The sequence below is a fragment of the Telluria beijingensis genome (assembly GCF_030770395.1).
GTDB classification, from domain to species: domain Bacteria; phylum Pseudomonadota; class Gammaproteobacteria; order Burkholderiales; family Burkholderiaceae_D; genus Telluria; species Telluria beijingensis.
On sequence record NZ_CP132480.1, the window covers coordinates 2,193,233 to 2,210,756 of the forward strand.

At 63.7% G+C, this 17,524-nt stretch carries 21 protein-coding genes; 17 read left to right on the top strand and 4 right to left on the bottom strand.

Annotation, left to right across the window (positions count from 1 at the left end; all coding sequences use genetic code 11):
* The first annotated feature begins 5 nt into the window (after positions 1-5).
* The 12 genes from Q9246_RS09755 (at position 6) to Q9246_RS09810 (ending at position 10,886) form a co-directional block, all read left to right on the top strand.
* Entirely contained in the window at positions 6-686 is a 681-nt protein-coding gene (locus tag Q9246_RS09755; RefSeq protein WP_306397329.1) for an NADH-quinone oxidoreductase subunit J, read from the top strand.
* Positions 683-991 carry an NADH-quinone oxidoreductase subunit NuoK gene (nuoK, locus tag Q9246_RS09760; protein WP_306397331.1) on the top strand — a complete coding sequence of 103 codons (309 nt, stop codon included), beginning with the start codon at positions 683-685 and terminating at the stop codon, positions 989-991. Before Q9246_RS09755 ends, nuoK begins: the two co-directional genes overlap by 4 nt.
* A gap of 39 nt (positions 992-1,030) precedes the next feature.
* Positions 1,031-3,142, top strand: coding sequence for an NADH-quinone oxidoreductase subunit L (nuoL, locus tag Q9246_RS09765; protein WP_306397332.1), 2,112 nt, complete (start codon positions 1,031-1,033; stop codon positions 3,140-3,142).
* Positions 3,143-3,164: 22 nt separating this feature from the next.
* Entirely contained in the window at positions 3,165-4,667 is a 1,503-nt protein-coding gene (locus Q9246_RS09770) for an NADH-quinone oxidoreductase subunit M (protein ID WP_306397334.1), read from the top strand.
* Between the two features lie 6 nt (positions 4,668-4,673).
* The gene (nuoN, locus tag Q9246_RS09775) at positions 4,674-6,188 is read left to right on the top strand and encodes an NADH-quinone oxidoreductase subunit NuoN (RefSeq protein WP_306397336.1); all 1,515 of its coding nucleotides are present in this window, start codon (positions 4,674-4,676) and stop codon (positions 6,186-6,188) included.
* 3 nt (positions 6,189-6,191) lie between these two features.
* Positions 6,192-6,518, top strand: a complete 327-nt coding sequence (locus Q9246_RS09780; protein ID WP_306397337.1) for a DUF2818 family protein — start codon at positions 6,192-6,194, stop codon at positions 6,516-6,518.
* A gap of 197 nt (positions 6,519-6,715) precedes the next feature.
* A complete protein-coding gene (locus Q9246_RS09785; RefSeq protein WP_306398136.1) occupies positions 6,716-7,273 on the top strand; it encodes an NUDIX domain-containing protein in 558 nt (185 codons plus the stop codon).
* 5 nt (positions 7,274-7,278) lie between these two features.
* Positions 7,279-7,995 carry a hypothetical protein gene (locus tag Q9246_RS09790; RefSeq protein WP_306397338.1) on the top strand — a complete coding sequence of 239 codons (717 nt, stop codon included), beginning with the start codon at positions 7,279-7,281 and terminating at the stop codon, positions 7,993-7,995.
* Positions 7,992-8,729, top strand: coding sequence for a 2-C-methyl-D-erythritol 4-phosphate cytidylyltransferase (ispD, locus tag Q9246_RS09795; RefSeq protein ID WP_306397339.1), 738 nt, complete (start codon positions 7,992-7,994; stop codon positions 8,727-8,729). Before Q9246_RS09790 ends, ispD begins: the two co-directional genes overlap by 4 nt.
* A 22-nt stretch (positions 8,730-8,751) precedes the next feature.
* Positions 8,752-9,267, top strand: a complete 516-nt coding sequence (ispF, locus tag Q9246_RS09800) for a 2-C-methyl-D-erythritol 2,4-cyclodiphosphate synthase (RefSeq protein WP_306397341.1) — start codon at positions 8,752-8,754, stop codon at positions 9,265-9,267.
* 48 nt (positions 9,268-9,315) lie between these two features.
* A complete protein-coding gene (locus Q9246_RS09805) occupies positions 9,316-10,575 on the top strand; it encodes an MFS transporter (RefSeq protein WP_306397343.1) in 1,260 nt (419 codons plus the stop codon).
* On the top strand, positions 10,572-10,886 hold the full coding sequence (locus Q9246_RS09810) for a hypothetical protein (RefSeq protein WP_306397344.1): 315 nt from the start codon (positions 10,572-10,574) through the stop codon (positions 10,884-10,886). Before Q9246_RS09805 ends, Q9246_RS09810 begins: the two co-directional genes overlap by 4 nt.
* 45 nt (positions 10,887-10,931) lie before the next feature.
* On the opposite strand, the gene Q9246_RS09815 is transcribed toward Q9246_RS09810, so the two are convergent.
* Both Q9246_RS09815 and Q9246_RS09820 read right to left on the bottom strand, forming a co-directional pair.
* Complete coding sequence (locus tag Q9246_RS09815) at positions 10,932-11,120, bottom strand: hypothetical protein (RefSeq protein WP_306397345.1); 189 nt, start codon at positions 11,118-11,120, stop codon at positions 10,932-10,934.
* A gap of 6 nt (positions 11,121-11,126) precedes the next feature.
* A complete protein-coding gene (locus Q9246_RS09820) occupies positions 11,127-11,486 on the bottom strand; it encodes an NADH-quinone oxidoreductase subunit A (protein WP_109347086.1) in 360 nt (119 codons plus the stop codon).
* A 236-nt stretch (positions 11,487-11,722) separates the two neighbouring features.
* Between Q9246_RS09820 and Q9246_RS09825 the strand changes: the two genes are divergently transcribed.
* From Q9246_RS09825 to Q9246_RS09840, 4 genes are all read left to right on the top strand, one after another.
* A complete protein-coding gene (locus Q9246_RS09825; RefSeq protein ID WP_306397346.1) occupies positions 11,723-12,277 on the top strand; it encodes an NADPH-dependent FMN reductase in 555 nt (184 codons plus the stop codon).
* Entirely contained in the window at positions 12,267-12,707 is a 441-nt protein-coding gene (locus Q9246_RS09830) for a VOC family protein (protein WP_306397348.1), read from the top strand. Before Q9246_RS09825 ends, Q9246_RS09830 begins: the two co-directional genes overlap by 11 nt.
* The gene (locus Q9246_RS09835) at positions 12,704-13,624 is read left to right on the top strand and encodes an ion transporter (protein WP_306397350.1); all 921 of its coding nucleotides are present in this window, start codon (positions 12,704-12,706) and stop codon (positions 13,622-13,624) included. Before Q9246_RS09830 ends, Q9246_RS09835 begins: the two co-directional genes overlap by 4 nt.
* Before the next feature lie 190 nt (positions 13,625-13,814).
* Entirely contained in the window at positions 13,815-14,498 is a 684-nt protein-coding gene (locus tag Q9246_RS09840) for a hypothetical protein (RefSeq protein WP_306397351.1), read from the top strand.
* Between the two features lie 149 nt (positions 14,499-14,647).
* Here Q9246_RS09840 and Q9246_RS09845 read toward each other — a convergent pair whose 3' ends face one another.
* Positions 14,648-15,442 (bottom strand): hypothetical protein, encoded by a 795-nt coding sequence (locus Q9246_RS09845; RefSeq protein WP_306397352.1) that lies wholly within the window; start codon positions 15,440-15,442, stop codon positions 14,648-14,650.
* 188 nt (positions 15,443-15,630) lie between these two features.
* On the opposite strand from Q9246_RS09845, the gene Q9246_RS09850 reads away from it, so the two are divergent.
* Positions 15,631-16,221, top strand: coding sequence for a phasin family protein (locus tag Q9246_RS09850; RefSeq protein ID WP_306397354.1), 591 nt, complete (start codon positions 15,631-15,633; stop codon positions 16,219-16,221).
* Between the two features lie 8 nt (positions 16,222-16,229).
* Here Q9246_RS09850 and Q9246_RS09855 read toward each other — a convergent pair whose 3' ends face one another.
* Complete coding sequence (locus Q9246_RS09855; protein WP_306397356.1) at positions 16,230-17,447, bottom strand: acyltransferase family protein; 1,218 nt, start codon at positions 17,445-17,447, stop codon at positions 16,230-16,232.
* Positions 17,448-17,524 lie beyond the last annotated feature (77 nt).

The following is a 17,524-nucleotide window of genomic DNA, read 5'->3' on the forward strand; positions in this document are numbered from 1 at the left end:
AAGTCATGACATTTACAACTGTTTTGTTCTACGTGTTCGCGGCCATCATGGTGCTGGCCGCACTGCGCGTCATCACGGCCAAGAATCCGGTCCACGCCGCGCTGTTCCTGGTGCTGGCCTTCTTCAACGCGGCCGGCATCTGGCTGCTGCTGAAGGCCGAATTCCTCGCCATCGTGCTGGTGCTGGTCTATGTCGGCGCCGTCATGGTGCTGTTCCTGTTCGTCGTCATGATGCTCGATATTAATATCGACCGCATGCGCGAAGGTTTCTGGGGCTACCTGCCGGTGGCGTCCATCGTCGGTGGCCTGATCGTGCTCGAGATGGGCGTCGTGCTGTGGCACGGCTACGCCAACTTCGAGCAGAGCGCCGAAGCGGCTGCCCTGAACATCGGCGGCACCAAGGAGCTGGGCCTGCAGATCTATACCCGCTACATCTACGGCTTCGAGATCGCCGCCGTGGTGCTGCTGGTGGCGATCATCGCCGCCGTCGCCCTGACCCTGCGTCGCCGCAAGGACACCAAAGCCATCGACCCGGGCCTCGCGGTTCGCGTCAAGCGTAACGACCGCCTGAAGATCGTCAAGGTCGACACGGTCAACCAGCGCGCCATCGACGCAGCGAACGTCGAGAAGGCCGCCGCAGCCGCTGCTGCTGCCGCTGCCGCCGCCGAATCGAAGGAGCAAAAATGACCTTGACGCTCGCACACTACCTGATCCTGGGCGCGATCCTGTTCGCGATCTCGGTGGTCGGTATCTTCCTGAACCGGAAGAACATCATCATCCTGCTGATGGCCATCGAACTGATGCTGCTGGCGGTGAACCTGAACTTCATCGCGTTCTCCCATTACCTGGGCGACGCGGCGGGGCAGATCTTCGTGTTCTTCATCCTGACCGTCGCTGCCGCCGAATCCGCAATCGGCCTGGCAATCCTGGTGGTCCTGTTCCGTAACCTGGACACGATCAACGTGGAAGACCTCGACCGCCTCAAAGGCTGATGGTCTCGGCTAGATAAACAAAAACGAAAAGGTTCAACAATGGCGGGGCAAATTTCAACCTCACTCTTACTGGCGGTGCCTCTGGCGCCGCTGGCAGGCTCGGCGATCGCCGGCCTGCTCGGCACCAAGTTCCTGGGCAATGTGGTCGGCCGCAAGGTGTCGCATACCGCGACCATCCTGGGCGTGCTGATCGCGCTGGTCATCTCGGTGCAAACCCTGATGGCCACGCTCGACGGCTTCAAGCTGAATGAAGACATCTACACCTGGATGACGGTCGGCACGCTGAAACTGGCGGTCGGCTTCCAGATCGACACCCTGACCGCGATGATGATGTGCGTCGTGACCTCGGTGTCGCTGATGGTCCACATCTACACGATCGGCTACATGGCGGAAGACGACGGCTACAACCGCTTCTTCTCGTACATCTCGCTGTTCACCTTCGCGATGCTGATGCTGGTCATGTCCAACAACTTCCTGCAGCTGTTCTTCGGCTGGGAGGCAGTTGGTCTTGTGTCCTATCTCCTGATCGGCTTCTGGTACACCCGTCCGACCGCGATCTTCGCGAACATGAAGGCGTTCCTGGTCAACCGCGTGGGCGACTTCGGCTTCATCCTCGGCATCGGCCTGATCCTGGCCTCGGCCGGTTCGATGAACTACGTCGAAGTGTTCGCCAAGGCCGACCAGCTGGCCCTGATGACGGTGCCGGGCACCGACTGGCCACTGCTGACCGCCGCCTGCATCTGCCTGTTCATCGGCGCGATGGGCAAGTCGGCGCAGTTCCCGCTGCACGTCTGGCTGCCTGACTCGATGGAAGGCCCGACCCCGATCTCGGCACTGATCCACGCCGCGACCATGGTTACCGCCGGCATCTTCATGGTGTCGCGCATGTCGCCGCTGTTCGAACTGTCGGACGGCGCGCTGAGCTTCATCATCGTCATCGGTTCGATCACCGCGCTGTTCATGGGCTTCCTGGGCATCATCCAGAATGACATCAAGCGCGTGGTTGCGTACTCGACGCTGTCGCAGCTGGGCTACATGACCGTCGCGCTGGGCGTGTCGGCCTATTCCGTCGCCGCATTCCACCTGATGACCCACGCCTTCTTCAAGGCGCTGCTGTTCCTTGGCGCCGGTTCGGTCATCATCGGCATGCACCATGACCAGGACATGCGCAACATGGGCGGCCTGAGGAAATACATGCCAATCACCTGGATCACTTCGCTGATCGGTTCGCTGGCCCTGATCGGTACGCCGCTGTTCTCGGGCTTCTACTCGAAGGATTCGATCATCGAGGCGGTGCACGCAAGCACGCTGCCGGGTTCGGGCTTCGCCAACTTCGCGGTGCTGGCCGGCGTGTTCGTCACGGCGTTCTACTCGTTCCGCATGTATTTCCTGGTCTTCCATGGCGAAGAGCGTTTTGGCAAGGCACATGCACATGATCATCATGACGATCACGCGCATGACAAGGCTGCCGCGCACGACCACGCGGATCCGCACGCCAAGCACGACTCGGACGCGCACCATGAAGAGGAACATGACGACCACGGCCACCACGGTCTGGCCCCAGGCCAGAAGCCGCACGAGTCGCCATGGGTCGTGACCCTGCCGCTGATCCTGCTGGCAATCCCGTCGGTCATCGTCGGCTACCTGGCAATCGGTCCTATGTTGCACGGTAATTTCTTCGATGGCGTGATCACCGTCAATCCGGCTCACCCTGCGATGGCCGAACTGAACGAGATGTTCCACGGCGCCGGCGCGATGGCCCTGCACGGCCTGCAGACCGCACCGTTCTGGCTGGCACTGGCTGGCGTCGTTGCCGCCTACTACTGCTATATGGTCAACCCGCGCGTGCCGGCCTGGTTCTACGCCAAGCTCAAGCCGCTGCATACCCTGCTGGACAACAAGTACTACATGGATGCGTTCAACCAGAAGTTCTTCGCTGGCGGCGCACTGGGCGTGGGCAAGGGCCTGTGGAATGTCGGCGACCGCGGCCTGATCGACGGCCTGGTCGTCAACGGCAGCGCCAAAGTGGTGGCCTGGTTCTCGACCATCACCAAGCAGGCGCAGACCGGTTACATCTATCACTATGCGTTCGTGATGATCGTCGGCGTACTGGCAGCGATGCTGTACTTCTTCCCGTTCTGGCGCGGTTAATCACAGGCAGAGATAAAGAAAAATGATGCAGTCAACAATTTCTACGTTTCCACCGTACCTGAGCCTGGCAATCTGGCTCCCGATCCTGTTCGGCGTGCTGGTCCTGGCCATCGGCCGCGACAAGAACGCCGGGATGGTGCGCATGATGTCGCTGGCCGGCGCCGTCGTCAGCCTGCTGCCGACGATCCCGCTGATCGCCAACTTCGACAACACCACCGTCGGCATGCAGTTCTATGAGCAGGCTGCCTGGATCGACCGCTTCAACGTCTTCTACCGCCTCGGCGTGGACGGCCTGTCGCTGTGGTTCGTGCCGCTGACCGCCTTCATCACCATCATCGTGGTGCTGGCGGCGTGGCAGGTGATCGAAGAGCGCGTGGCCCAGTACATGGGCTCGTTCCTGATCCTGTCGGGCCTGATGATCGGCGTGTTCTGCGCGCTGGACGGCCTGCTGTTCTACTTCTTCTTCGAAGCCACCCTGATCCCGATGTACATCATCATCGGCGTGTTCGGCGGCCCGAACCGGGTGTATGCGGCATTCAAGTTCTTCCTGTACACCTTCTTCGGTTCGCTGCTGACCCTGGTCGCGATCGTCTACCTGTACACCCAGTCGAATACCTTCGACATCCTGGCCTGGCATGACCTGCCGCTGACGATGAAAGAGCAGATCCTGATCTTCATCGCCTTCTTCATGGCCTTCGCCGTGAAAGTGCCGATGTGGCCGGTGCACACCTGGCTGCCGGACGCCCACGTCGAAGCGCCGACCGGCGGCTCCGTCGTGCTGGCCGCGATCATGCTGAAACTGGGCGCCTACGGTTTCCTGCGTTTCTCGCTGCCGATCACCCCGGACGCGAGCCAGTACCTGGCGCCGGTCGTCATCGGCCTGTCGCTGGTGGCCGTGATCTACATCGGCCTGGTGGCCCTGGTCCAGAAGGACATGAAGAAACTGGTCGCCTATTCGTCGATCGCGCACATGGGTTTTGTTACCCTGGGCTTCTTCATGTTCAACGACCTGGGCGTGCAGGGCGGCCTGATGCAGGCGATCTCGCACGGCTTCGTGTCGGGCGCGATGTTCCTGTGCATCGGCGTGCTGTACGACCGCGTGCACTCGCGTGAAATCGCCGACTACGGTGGTGTCGTAAACACCATGCCGAAATTCGCCGCTTTCGCCGTGCTGTTCTCGATGGCCAATGCCGGCCTGCCGGCGACGTCGGGCTTCATCGGCGAATTCATGGTCATCCTGGGCGCCGTCGAGTTCAACTTCTGGACCGGCGTCGCATCGGGCACCGCCCTGATCCTGGGCGCGGCCTATTCGCTGTGGATGGTCAAGCGCGTCGTGTTCGGCCCGGTCGCCAACAAGAAAGTCGCCGAGCTGACCGACCTGAACGGTCGCGAGTTCGCCATCCTGTCGGTGCTGGCAATCGCTACCCTGGCGATGGGCCTGTACCCGGCGCCGATCGCCGAGACGCTGCAAGTGTCGGTCACCGACCTCTTGCAACACGTCGCAGTCAGCAAAGTGCCTCAATAAAACGCCATGAATGAAATGAACTCGACCCTGTTATCGGCCGCCGACACCAATCTGGCGCCGGTGTATGCCGAAATCTTCCTGCTGATCGCGACCTCCGCGATCCTGCTGATCGACCTGTTCCTGAAGGAAGGCAAGCGCAATCTCACTTACGGCCTGTCGCTGCTCGCGATCGGTGGTTGCGCGATCTTCTCCTTCATGGACTTCCAATCGGGCGCGACCGTATATACCTTCAGTGGCATGTACGTGTCGGACCCGATGTCGAACCTGCTCAAGATGTTCACCTACCTGGCCATGGCCATGACCATCGTCTACTCGCGCCAGTACGCCGGCGACCGGGGCATGATGTCGGGTAACCTGGGCGGCGAGTTCTACACGCTCGCGCTGTTCTCGATGCTGGGCCAGATGATCATGATCTCTGGTAACAGCATGCTGTCGATCTACCTGGGCCTGGAACTGATGTCGCTGTCGCTGTATGCGCTGGTTGCACTGCGCCGCGACCACGCCGTCTCGACCGAAGCCGCGATGAAGTACTTCATCCTGGGCGCCCTGGCATCGGGCTTCCTGCTGTACGGCATCTCGATGATCTACGGCGCGACCGGCTCGCTCGACATCACCACCATCGGCCAGGTAACCGCGGCTGAAGGCGCCAACCGCACCATCCTGGTGTTCGGCCTCGTGTTCGTGGTGGCCGGCCTGGCCTTCAAGCTGGGCGTGGTGCCGTTCCACATGTGGGTACCGGACGTCGTGCAAGGTTCGCCGACCGCCGTGACCCTGCTGCTGGGCGGTGCACCGAAGATCGCCACCTTCGCCATCGTGATCCGCCTGCTGGTGGAAGCGCTGCCGTCGATGGCCTTCGACTGGCAGCAGATGCTGCTGGTGGTCGCCGTGCTGTCGCTGGCCTTCGGTAACATCACCGCGATCGCGCAGACCAATATCAAGCGCATGCTGGCGTACTCGACCATCGCCCAGATGGGCTTCGTGGTGCTGGCCCTGGTGGTTGGCAACGTCGATGGCGATACCACCAACGCCGCCGCTGCCTACAGCGCCGCGATGTACTACACCATCATCTATGTGATCACCACGGTCGGCACCTTCGGCCTGATCATGATGCTGGCCCGTGCGGGTCACGAAGCCGAACTGATCAGCGACTTCAAGGGTCTCGGCAAGCGCAGCCCATGGTTCGCGATCGTCGCCACGATCCTGATGTTCTCGCTGGCCGGCGTGCCGCCTGCGGTGGGCTTCATCGCCAAGTACGCCGTGATCCAGGCCGTCGCCGATGCCGGCATGGTGTGGCTGGCCGTCGTGGCCGTGATGTTCTCGCTGATCGGCGCGTTCTACTACCTGCGCATCGTCAAGACCATCTGGTTCGACGAGGCCGTCGACACCAACGCGATCTCGACCCCGTTCGATATGCGCGTCATCATGTCGCTCAATGGCGTGGCCGTGATCGTGCTGGGCGTGATCCCGGGCGGCCTGCTGGCCATCTGCTACAGCGCCATGCAGGCGACCCTGGCGAATTAAGCCATGGATAGCTCGCTGGCCGTCATGCTGGTGATTGCCCTCGCGCTGGCGGGGGCCAATCTGCCGTTCGTGAACGAGCGCCTGTTCGGGCTCGTGCCGGTCCCGGCCGGCAAGGCGGCGGTGGGGGAGCCTCGCAACAAGGCGTTCGCGCTACGCCTGCTCGAACTGGTGGTGCTGTACTTCCTCGTCGGGCTGGTGGCAAAGCTGCTGGAGTCGCGCATCGGGTCGGTGTTCGTGCAGACCTGGGAGTTTTATGCGGTCACCGGCTGCATGTTCCTGGTGCTGGCGTTTCCGGGATTCGTGATGCGGTATATGCGCAAGCGGCGCTAAGCCGGTCAGTTATAGCAAGCACGTCGTTCCCGCGCAGGCGGGAACCTGAGTTTTCAGCGTTGTCGATACGCGAGCAACTTAGGTTCCCGCCTTCGCGGGAACGACGCATTTTGGGCCAACGAAAATGCATGCGTGCTGGCTCCGCCGCCGTTGCGTTTGGCTTATGATTGTTACTACCTGCATATCATACGGAGCACATAGTGTCGGAACTGAAAGAAACTCGCATCGATGGCGGCGTGGTCTATGACGGCCATTTCTTGACGGTCGAGAAAGACCGCATCCGCCTGCCCGACGGTTCGGAAAGCCAGCGCGAATTCTTCCGCCATCCCGGCGCCGTCGTGATCCTGCCGCTGCTGCCCGACGGCCGCGTGCTGCTCGAGCGCCAGTTCCGCTATCCGCTGGGCCGGGTGTTCGTCGAGTTCCCGGCCGGGAAGATCGATCCGGGCGAAGACCACCTCCAATGCGCCAAGCGCGAGCTCCGGGAAGAGACCGGCTACACGGCGGGACGCTGGCGTTTCGTCTGCACCATCCACAACGCCATCGCCTATTCGGACGAGCACCTCGAGATCTTCCTGGCCGAAGACCTGACGGCGGGCGAGCAGCAGCTCGACGCCGGCGAGTTCCTGGAAACCTTCAGCGCCACCGTGCCCGAACTGCTCGAGATGGTGCGCAAGGGCGAGGTCACCGACGTCAAGACCATCATCGGCGCCTTCTGGCTCGAGAAGATCCTGGCCGGCGACTGGACGCCGGCCTGACGATCATGCTGCGGTTCGTGGCGCGCGCGCTGCCGGCGGCGCTGCTCGTGGCACTGGCGATGCCGGCCACGGCTGCGGCCCAGCAGCGTACGCCATTCCAGGCGCAATGCGAAGACACGCTGGGCGAGACGATCTCCGTGCTGTCCAGCCGCCAGGAAGGCTATCGCATCGACAACTCGCGCTCCTACTACGACCTGACGCGCCTGAAGGGCAATGTGCGCCGCGGGTCCTGGGTGCTGGGCCTGACGCATACCGAGGCGCGGGTGAGCATCAAGGTCGGCGGGCGCATGCTGATCGACCAGGCCAGCGGCTATGAATGCGTGGCGCCGCGCATCGACGTCAACCTGTATTACGCGCCGATCGTGATCTATGTCAGCCGCGAATTCCCTCCGGGATCGTGCTCTTACCAGGAAGTGCTGGCCCACGAACTGCGCCACCTGCGCACCTACCAGGATTTTTTGCCGCGGGCCGAAACCATCGTGCGCACGCGGCTGGCGGCGCGCTTCGCCGGCAAGCCGTTATATGCGCCGATCGGGCAAGCAAGAAGCCTGCTCCAGCGCGAAGTCGACCGCAGCTGGATGCCCTACATTAAACGTGAGATGGAAAAGGTCGAAGTCTTGCAGGCTGCCATTGATACGCCGCAGGAATACGCCCGCCTGGGCAAGGTTTGCGCAGGTGAGGTACAGTCTTTGCTTAGACAGGCATCACGAAGTCGTTCATGACGAATCAAACGAACACAGCTGCACTGCGCGGCGCGACACGGTATGTGGCCCTGATCCCGGCCGCCGGGGTCGGCGCCCGCATGGCGGCCGGCAGTCCCAAGCAGTACCTGCACATCGGCGCCAAGCGCATGCTGCGCCATACGGTCGACGCTTTCCTCTCCAGCCCGCTCATTGCCCATACCTATGTCGTGGTCAGCGCGGACGACCCCTTCATCGATGCCGTGCTGTCCGACGCCGGTCGCGAAGGCAGCCGCGTCACCGTGCTGCGCTGCGGGGGCGCCACCCGCATGGAATCGATCCGCAACGGCCTGCATGCGCTGGGCGAGGTGCTTGGCCCGGACGACCGCGTGCTGGTGCACGACGCCGCCCGGCCGGGCCTGAATGCAGCGCTGATCGAGCGCCTGATCGTGGAAACCGGCGACCACGCCGCCGGCGGCCTGCTGGCCTTGCCGGTGGTCGACACCGTCAAGCGCAGGGACGGGGGCAGCGTGGTCACCGTGCCGCGCGACGGCCTGTGGCTGGCCCAGACGCCGCAAATGTTTTCCTACGCGCTGCTGTGCCGCGCGCTCGACGCGGCCACGGACCCGGCTGCGATCACCGACGACGCCAGCGCGGTCGAGGCGCTGGGCCTGGCCCCCAAGTTGGTGGAAGGCCATCCGCGCAACCTGAAAGTCACGCTGCCGTCCGACATCCGGATCGCCGAGATGTACCTGGCGGCCGACGAACCCATTTGATTCAACCGAAGAACCACACATCATGGCACTCGCATCCTACAACCCCAACCCACCGTTTCGCATCGGCACCGGCTACGACAACCATGCGCTGGTCGAAGGCCGCAAGCTGATCGTCGGTGGCGTCACCATCCCGCACCGCCTAGGCCTGCTGGGTCACTCGGACGCCGACGTGCTGCTGCACGCGATCATCGATTCGCTGCTGGGCGCGGCCGCGCTGGGCGACATCGGCAAGCACTTCCCGGACACCGACCCGATGTTCGCCGGCGCCGATTCGCGCACGCTGCTGCGCGAAGTGGCGCACCGCGTGCTGAACTCGGGCTACACGATCGGCAATATCGACGCCACCATCATCGCCCAGCAGCCCAAGATGGCGCCGCACATCCCGCTGATGGTGTCGCGCATCGCCGAAGACTTGGGCGTGTCGCCGCAACAGGTGAATATCAAGGCCAAGACCAACGAGAAGCTGGGGTATCTGGGCCGCGAAGAGGGCATGGCCGCGCACTCGACCGCGCTCCTGATCCGGGCGTCGGCCGACTAGTATTGACGGGGTTCGGCAAAGGTCAACAAGGCAATCTATAATTGCCTGATGACCAATGCCAACCCAACGCTCTCGCCGCGCGCGGCCTGGACCCTGATCCTGGTCGCCAGCGCCATCATGATGATCACGATGGGCGCGCGGCTGACCACCGGCCTGTTCCTGTCGCCGCTGAACACTGCGACCGGGCTCGGCGTGGCCTCCATCAGCTTCGTGATGGCGGTGGCCCAGCTGATGTGGGGCGCGGCCCAGCCGGTATTTGGCGCCGTCGCCGACAAATACGGGCCGGGCAGGGTGATCGCCCTCGGCGGCCTGATGCTGGCGGCGGGCACCGCGGCCACGCCCTTCGTCGACTCGCAGTGGGCGCTGCTGCTCACCATGGGCCTCCTGTCGGCGGCCGGGGCCGGCGCCGGCAGTTTCTCGATCCTGATCGGCGCCACGGCGCAGCGCCTGCCGCCTGAGCGGCGCGCCTTCGCCTCGGGCTTCATCAATGCCGGCGGTTCCTTCGGCCAGTTCGTGTTCGCCCCGCTGATGGGCGCCATCATCGCCGGCGCCGGCTGGATCTGGGCCATGCTGACCATGGCGGCCGCCACCTTGCTCACCATTCCACTCGCCTGGCCGCTGCGCGGCAGGAAGGCCGCCGCTGCTCCCACGCCCGCAGTGGTTTCCGCCACCGCCCAGCCGGCCGCGCCGGCGATCTCGCTTGGCCAGCAACTGCGCCAGGCCATGCGCGACCGCAGCTATATCTGCCTGCACCTGGGTTTCTTCACCTGTGGCTTCCACATCGCCTTCCTGGTCACCCACCTGCCCGGCGAAGTCGCGCTGTGCGGCCTGCCGACCAGCGTGTCGGCCACGGCCCTGGCCCTGATCGGCCTGTTCAACATCGTCGGCAGCCTGGGCGCCGGGATGCTGGCCTCGCGCTACCGCATGAAGTCGCTGCTGTTCTGGATCTATTCCAGCCGCGCCGTGCTGGTCGGTGTGTACCTGCTGGCGCCGAAGACAGAATGGACCTTCTACCTGTTCGCCGCCGCGCTTGGCGCCACCTGGCTGGCGACCGTTCCCCCGACGGCCGGCCTGGTCGGCAAGCTGTTCGGCGTGCGCTATCTTGCGACGCTGTTCGGCATGACCCTGCTATCGCACCAGATCGGCGGCTTCTTCGGCGCCTGGCTGGGTGGCCTGGCCGTGGTGCAGACGGGCGACTACAGCTGGATGTGGTATGCCGACATGGCGCTCGCGCTGGCCGCGGCCTTCGTGAACCTGCCGATCCGCGAAGCTGCCGTGGTGCGCGCGCCGAAGCTGGCGGGGGCGTGATCGTGGCGCGCGACGCGTGGGCCTATCGTGAACTGGTGGTGGAATCGGCATTTGATCCATGGAGCGGCAGGCCGCGCATCCGTCCGGTGTCGGGGCAGGCGTTTGCGACCGATATGCGGGTGCAGTGTTCGCGCCGTTTGCTCGACCTTGAACAGTATCCGGTCGGGACGCGCTTTCTGCTGTCGGCGCGGATCACGGATCGCCAGGGCGGCGAGCCTTTCCTGTATGCCTGGCATGGCGATCCGGTGACCGTGATGAGCAAGGCGGAGGTAAAGCGGTTCCTGGAGATGTATCGCCGCCTGCGGCTGTGAATATGGCGGCAAACATGAAAACGGCCGCGCATGGCGGCCGTTTGGCTAAGTGACGGCAGGCGGGGGAGGGGCCGCCGCGCCAGTGGCCAGCACGAACAGGCTCAGCGCAATCCCGGTGCCGGCGATGGTCGCCAGCAGCGCCGCGGTGCGCGGCCTGGCGTTCTTGTGCGAGCGCCAGGCGGCATCGAGCAGGCCGATGCCGATTACCAGGTTCACGAACAGCATGGCGTCCATGGTTACTTAATCCCAGTCCAGCGCGCCTTTTTTCCATTCATAGGCCAGGCCGATGGTCAGCAGGCCCAGGAACACCATCATGGCCCAGAAGCCGGTCGAACCGATATCGGTCACGACGACCGCCCATGGCACCAGGAAGGCCACTTCCAGGTCGAACAGGATGAACAGGATCGCGACCAGGTAGAAGCGAACGTCGAACTGCATGCGCGCATCGCCGAAGGCTTCGAAACCGCACTCGTACTGCGACAGCTTTTCGGGATCGGGGCGGTGCGGGCCAAGAACGCGGCCCAGCACCTGGGGCGCAACGCCGACCAGGATGCCGATGATGATGAACATGAGTACGGGGAAGTATTCTTCGAGATTCATGGTTCTACTGCGCGGTGATGCGCGTGGGTTGATAAAGGAATGATGCGGCCTCGACAGGCAAAGTTGGCTCGATTCTAACCGCATATAACCATGTTGCCAACACAGTATTTTGCGCGCAGTTACTGTGTTTACGAGGGTATTTACGCGCAACTGGGCCCGTGCACACCCGTGCGCCGCCCGAAATGGTTATCATCAGGGGTTGGCAAATCGACCTCATCCAAACCCAAAGGAGCACCATGGCCTCGAAAAAAATCGCCGTCCTCGTCGGCAGCCTGCGCAAGGATTCGTACACCCGCCGCGTCGCCCACAGCCTGACCGCGCTGGCGCCCACCGGCCTCGAATTGTCCATCGTCGAGTTGCGTGACCTGCCGCTATATAACGAGGACGACGAGACGGCCACGCCGCCGGCCGCGTTCACGGCCTTCCGCGACGCCATCCGCCAGGCCGACGGCATCCTGTTCTGCACGCCGGAATACAACCGCTCGGTGCCGGGTGCGCTCAAGAACGCGATCGACGTCGGCTCGCGCCCCTACGGCAAGGCGGCCTTCGCCGACAAGCCCTGCGCCATCGTCAGCGTCTCGCCGGGCGCGCTGGGCGGCTTCGGCGCCAACCACCACCTACGCCAGATGCTGCCATTCCTGAACATGCCGACCATGCCGGCGCCGGAAGCCTATGTCGGCAGCGTCGCCACCAAGTACGAGGGCAATGAGCTGATCGACGAATCGTCGCGCGCGTTTTTCCAGAAATTCATGGCCGCCTTCGACGCCTGGGTGCGCCAGCATGCCAACTGATCCTGGTTTGCCAGCGCCGCCGCCGATGGCGGTGCTCGGCCTCGATCACATCGTGCTGCGGGTGATCGACCTCGAGCGCATGATCGCCTTCTATGGCGAGGTGCTGGGCTGCCACGTCGAACGCCGCCAGGACGAGATTGGCCTGGTCCAGCTGCGCGCCGGCAGCGCGCTGATCGACCTGGTGCCGGTCGGCGGCAAGCTGGGCGCCATGGGCGGCGCAGCGCCCGGCCGCGAGGGCCACAACCTCGACCACCTGTGCCTGCGCGTCGAACCCTATGATGAAGCGGCGATCCGGGCCCACCTGGCGGCGCACGGCGTCGCGGTCGGCGAGAGCGGTTCGCGCTACGGCGCAGAAGGCGAGGGGCCGTCGATCTACCTGCAAGACCCGCAAGGCAACACCGTGGAACTGAAAGGCCCGGCGGCCCGATGATCCGCGCGACCGACAGCAAGATCGTACCGCCACCCCCGCGCGACCTGCCCACCATCCTGGGCCGGCCGCCGTCCGGCTGGCGCGCCAGCATGTTCGACGTCATCTTCGGCAACGACACGCCGGCCGGGCGCCGCTTCGACATCGTGCTCGTGCTCCTGATCCTGCTCAGCATCCTGGTCGTGGTGCTCGACAGCGTGCCCGCCATCTATAGCCAGTATGCGGGCCTGACCTCGGTGCTGGAGTGGGGCTTCACGATCCTGTTCACGGTCGAATACATCGCCCGCCTGGTGTGCGTGCAGCGGCCGGTGCGCTATGCGCGCAGCTTCTACGGGATCATCGACCTGGTGTCGGTGCTGCCCACCTACCTGTCGCTGCTGCTGCCGGGTAGCCAGGTCTTCCTGGACGTGCGCATCCTGCGCCTGCTGCGCGTGTTCCGCATTTTCAAACTGACGCTGTACATCGAGGAATACACGCGCCTGGGCGAAGCGCTGGTCGCGAGCCGGCGCAAGATCATGGTGTTCCTGTCGGTGGTGCTGATGCTGATCCTGATTCTCGGGACCATCATGTACGTGATCGAGGGGCCGGAGAATGGCTTCAGCAGCATCCCGATGTCGATGTACTGGGCGACGGTGACCATCACCACGGTGGGCTATGGCGACATGGTGCCGCACACGCCGGTGGGCAAGGCGATCGCGTCGTTCATGGTGCTGCTGGGCTGGGGCATCCTGGCGGTGCCGACCGGTATCGTGTCAGCCGAGATGACGTCGCAGAAGATGTCGCGTCATGCGCCGCGGGGCGTGCCGCGCCAGTGCGGGGCTTGCGGTAGCAGGGACCATGATCCGCGGGCGCATTTTTGCAAGGATTGTGGGGCGCCGTTGAGTTCGACCGAAACCTTGAGTCCCAGACAAGACCTTTAGGTTGCAAGGGAAGCAATGGCCGATTATCGGGATGTTGCGATTGTCCACTTTCGGTAGGAGTGGACGTAACCAACGGTGCACTACGGTTTAATAACAGGCGGTGCGACGATGTATTGATATTGTCCAGGTATTATTAGCGTAGATATGTCTGGTCATTGTTGGCTTAGGCCCAAAAAAATATAAAGAATTCATGAACGCCTTTGTAACTGATCAAAACTTTGAGGTCCGCTTGCGTCAAGCGGTATCACTAGCCTGGCAGATATTTTGTCGCAAGGTCGGTGGTGGGCTGCTTCCGATAAATAAAGAGGCCTCTATGCAGCTGCAGTACGCCTACATTCTTAAGCAACTTCTTCCGCTAACATTGCAGCATAAGGGAGAGAGTGCAGACTTGGAACTCGAAACTAGCCTGAAGACGAGCCGCGGCACTAACAATGTTGACGTACTACTTCGTGGAGAATCCGCAGCAGGGCTGGTTTGTATTGCAATTGAGATGAAATGCTATCGTACGTATGCTGCATCTGGAGGCACTCGTGGCGCACACGACATTTTTATGAAGGATGTTTATGAGGACCTGGCTGTACTTGAAGACTACATCAGCCTCGGTCACGCTTCTCGTGGGGTCGCGCTAGTTATGAACGATCTTCAAAGATTTGTAAATCCAAAGGTAAGATCTGGAAAATGCTGGGCATATGACATCTCGGACGGATACACTTTCCCAGGCGGGAAAATAGCTGTGCCAATTGGAGGGAAAAACATTTCTATTGACCTCCAGAGATCGTATAGATTTGCTTGGGAAAAATTCGGTTCAATGTGGTTCACTGAAATAGAGGGGGCACGGCCGTCGTCTTCGGATGGAGAACTTCAGTACAATTAACGCCGATTTGAAACGGCAAAGAGCCTTTCAGTACAGCTATCGAGACTAAATAAATCGGTAAAGCCAACTTGATGTCAAACGTCCGCTCGGGCGCGTTAGCGGACGTAATCATGTTCAACTCCGAAGCTGCACCAATATGCCAGGATCGGTCATGCCATGGCCGCATGCATGGAATAGCTTGCCGTTGGCTGAACACGCGGCTGCACCGACCGTACCGGCGCGACCGCCGCCGGCACCGCAGCATCCCGCTCGAGCCAATAATTGAACTGCCCAAAACTCGGCTGCGCCCCCGCATCGACGTCCTGGAAGAAATCCTCGAGCATCTGGCGGTAAGCAGCGCGCCGCGAGAACGCATCGTGGCTGGCCGCATAGCGCGCGGCGGCAACCCGGAAGATCGCCCGCATCCCTTCGTCGGCATTGGTGCCGGTAGCCGCCCCCTTGCGCGGCCGCCCTCGCTTGATGCCGGCCGTCACCGCGCGGGTACGCCCCGGCGCGCCCGAGTTGCCGTAGTCCGGCAGCAGGGCGTCGGGCGTCTGGCCGCGTTCCCAGTAGCGGCGCAGGTAGCGCAGGATGCTGGACTTCGACATGCCGTGGGCGGCGGCGTAGGCGGATATCAGGGCGGCGCGCCGGCGCGGATCGACCAGCGCCTGGCGATCGGCGTGCAGGGTGCGCACCGCCGACCAGGCCTTGGCCTGCAGGTTCAGGTAGCCCTGCGGCACCGGCTCGCGCGGCGGGCTTGCTGCGAACGGGTCGACCAGCAGGCGCCGCGCGCGGCCGAAGGCCAGCGCTTCTTCCAGCACCGCCAGGCGCACCGGTTCGGGCATCGCGGCGTGGCTGTCCAGTTGATAGGTCCAGGCCTGCCCCTGCGGCCTGTCGAGCCACAGTACGCGCACCGTGCGGCCGGGCATGCCCGGGTATTCGATCACATCATTTTGTCCGATCATCGCCATCTCCCACAAAGCCCCTGGAATCCAGGGCACTTTCTGACATGCAAGGATCGGGCCAGCTCGCGCCCACGGGGGCGTGCACGTTTGGTGCACCTCAACTGTGCACTGGCGTGGGCGCTTTAGTCTTCGTTGTTCGTGCCTGGGGCACGCCACAATCATATTCACTCATCCACAGAGAGGCTTGCATGTATCCGTTCCCGCAATCCATCACGCCAACCGTGCGCACCCATATGGACGCGCAGACCGCCTTCGTCAACGAGATGTCCAAATCGCTGTTCCGTTCCTTCCAGCAGATGTGCGAGCTGAACATCCAGCTGGCCCAGACCATGCTCGAGGAAACCACGCTGGCCAGCCAGCACGTGCTGAGCGTCGACCGCCAGTCCGAACTGCTGGGCGCCGCCTCGGCGCGGGCCCAGCCGGCCACCGAGAAATTGCGCGCCTACCAGCAGCACATCGCGCGCCTGGCCTCCGAGGCCCAGGTCGAGCTGGCGCGCGTGACCGAGCAGCACGTGCAGAACACCACCCGCACCGCGCGCGCGGTGGTCGACGACCTGGCGCGCACCTCGGCCGAGGAAACCGAGCGCGGCATCCGTACCCAGCAAGAGGCGCTGCGCACCATGACCGACCCGTTCGCGCGTCCGGATGGTGCGATCCACGCGCGCGGCGACGGTGCGGCGCAGCCGATGCCGCAGGCCGGCCAGCAGGCTAGCCAGCAAGTAGCCCAGCAAGCGGCCCAGGCCGGCCAGCAGGCGCGTTCATCTGGCGCGACACATTGAGCGCGGGCTTACCGCATCAGCGGCGCCGGGCGTGACGCCGACGCCGGCCTCGCTGCGCTTGCCCGCGGCGCCAGGCCGAACAGCGGCCGTGCCCAGCACAGGCGGCGCACGGCTTCGTACAGCGCGAAGCTGCCGGTCGCGGTCAGGACCATCAGCATCAGTGCTTCGACGCCGGGCGCCAGGTCGAGCGGCTTGAAGCTGTGCGCCAGCACCACGATCAAGGTCTGGTGGGCGATGTACACCGGGAACACCGCATCGGTGAGGTAGCGCCGCGCCGGGCCGTCGCGGTCCAGGTGGCGGCGCGCGAAGCCGCAGGCGGCGACGATCGCGCCCCAGGCGCACAGTGTGTACACATAGCGCATCACGGGCCGCCAGAACGCCATCATCTGCGCGCTGTGTTCGTGGTGCGGGGCGGCATACCAGGCGACGATCGTGGCCCAGGCGGCCAGTGCGATGCCGAGGGCGACCCAGCGCTGGGCCTCCATACCTGTCCATACGGCGGGGCTGCGCGCCACCAGGGCGCCGAGCAGGAACAGCGGTAGATAGGTGGCGTGGTTGAACCAGTCGTCGACCAGTGCATGCGTCGATGGGAAATGGTCGGCCAGCAGGATGCGCACCAGCGCCAGGAACAGCGCCGGCAGCGCGATCAGCTTCCAGCCGCGGAGGCAGGCGCCGATGCGCCGCGCCAGCGCCGCGATGCGGACTTCTCCCAGCAGCGCCACGCAGGCGGCCAGCGCCAGCGTATAGACCCACAGGTAGGCCACGAACCACAGGTGGTTCCAGGTCGGCAGGATCAGGCAGCCGTCCTGGCAGAAACCGCCGTAGCCGGCGAGGTACAGGCGCATGAAGGCCACGAAGCCATCGGCATAGCCGAGCTTTTCGACCACCTCCAGGTAGGGTTGGGGCGGCACGATCGCCAGCATGCCGAACAGCAGCGGCAACAGCAGGCGCAGGCTGCGCCGGCGCACGAAGGTACCCGGCGCCATCTTTCGCAGCAGGAAGTGCGAGGCCACGCCGGCCACGAAGAACAGCAGGCCCAGCCGCCAGGGCGAGGACAGCAGCATGAACGGTTCCGGCCCGGCGCCCGCGTGCGGACTCTTCACGTGCCAGCCCCAGCTGACGTAGTACATGCCGACGTGATAGGCGATCAGCACGAAGAAGGCCAGGATACGGACCCAGTCGAGAAAATACAGGCGGTGGTTGCTGGTGATGGCGGTGGGCTGCATGGCGCGCTCTTGTGATGATGGAGGTCACAGCATCGCGCACGGCGCGCGGCAAGGCGAGCGCCGTGGGGCGAATCGGG

Coding starts and splice junctions, on each gene's coding strand:
- Q9246_RS09755 (WP_306397329.1), top strand. CDS start 6: ATGACATTTACAACTGTTTTGTTCTACGTGTTCGCGGCCATCATGGTG.
- nuoK (WP_306397331.1), top strand. CDS start 683: ATGACCTTGACGCTCGCACACTACCTGATCCTGGGCGCGATCCTGTTC.
- nuoL (WP_306397332.1), top strand. CDS start 1,031: ATGGCGGGGCAAATTTCAACCTCACTCTTACTGGCGGTGCCTCTGGCG.
- Q9246_RS09770 (WP_306397334.1), top strand. CDS start 3,165: ATGATGCAGTCAACAATTTCTACGTTTCCACCGTACCTGAGCCTGGCA.
- nuoN (WP_306397336.1), top strand. CDS start 4,674: ATGAATGAAATGAACTCGACCCTGTTATCGGCCGCCGACACCAATCTG.
- Q9246_RS09780 (WP_306397337.1), top strand. CDS start 6,192: ATGGATAGCTCGCTGGCCGTCATGCTGGTGATTGCCCTCGCGCTGGCG.
- Q9246_RS09790 (WP_306397338.1), top strand. CDS start 7,279: ATGCTGCGGTTCGTGGCGCGCGCGCTGCCGGCGGCGCTGCTCGTGGCA.
- ispD (WP_306397339.1), top strand. CDS start 7,992: ATGACGAATCAAACGAACACAGCTGCACTGCGCGGCGCGACACGGTAT.
- ispF (WP_306397341.1), top strand. CDS start 8,752: ATGGCACTCGCATCCTACAACCCCAACCCACCGTTTCGCATCGGCACC.
- Q9246_RS09805 (WP_306397343.1), top strand. CDS start 9,316: ATGACCAATGCCAACCCAACGCTCTCGCCGCGCGCGGCCTGGACCCTG.
- Q9246_RS09815 (WP_306397345.1), bottom strand. CDS start 11,120: ATGGACGCCATGCTGTTCGTGAACCTGGTAATCGGCATCGGCCTGCTC.
- Q9246_RS09820 (WP_109347086.1), bottom strand. CDS start 11,486: ATGAATCTCGAAGAATACTTCCCCGTACTCATGTTCATCATCATCGGC.
- Q9246_RS09825 (WP_306397346.1), top strand. CDS start 11,723: ATGGCCTCGAAAAAAATCGCCGTCCTCGTCGGCAGCCTGCGCAAGGAT.
- Q9246_RS09830 (WP_306397348.1), top strand. CDS start 12,267: ATGCCAACTGATCCTGGTTTGCCAGCGCCGCCGCCGATGGCGGTGCTC.
- Q9246_RS09835 (WP_306397350.1), top strand. CDS start 12,704: ATGATCCGCGCGACCGACAGCAAGATCGTACCGCCACCCCCGCGCGAC.
- Q9246_RS09840 (WP_306397351.1), top strand. CDS start 13,815: ATGAACGCCTTTGTAACTGATCAAAACTTTGAGGTCCGCTTGCGTCAA.
- Q9246_RS09845 (WP_306397352.1), bottom strand. CDS start 15,442: ATGATCGGACAAAATGATGTGATCGAATACCCGGGCATGCCCGGCCGC.
- Q9246_RS09850 (WP_306397354.1), top strand. CDS start 15,631: ATGTATCCGTTCCCGCAATCCATCACGCCAACCGTGCGCACCCATATG.
- Q9246_RS09855 (WP_306397356.1), bottom strand. CDS start 17,447: ATGCAGCCCACCGCCATCACCAGCAACCACCGCCTGTATTTTCTCGAC.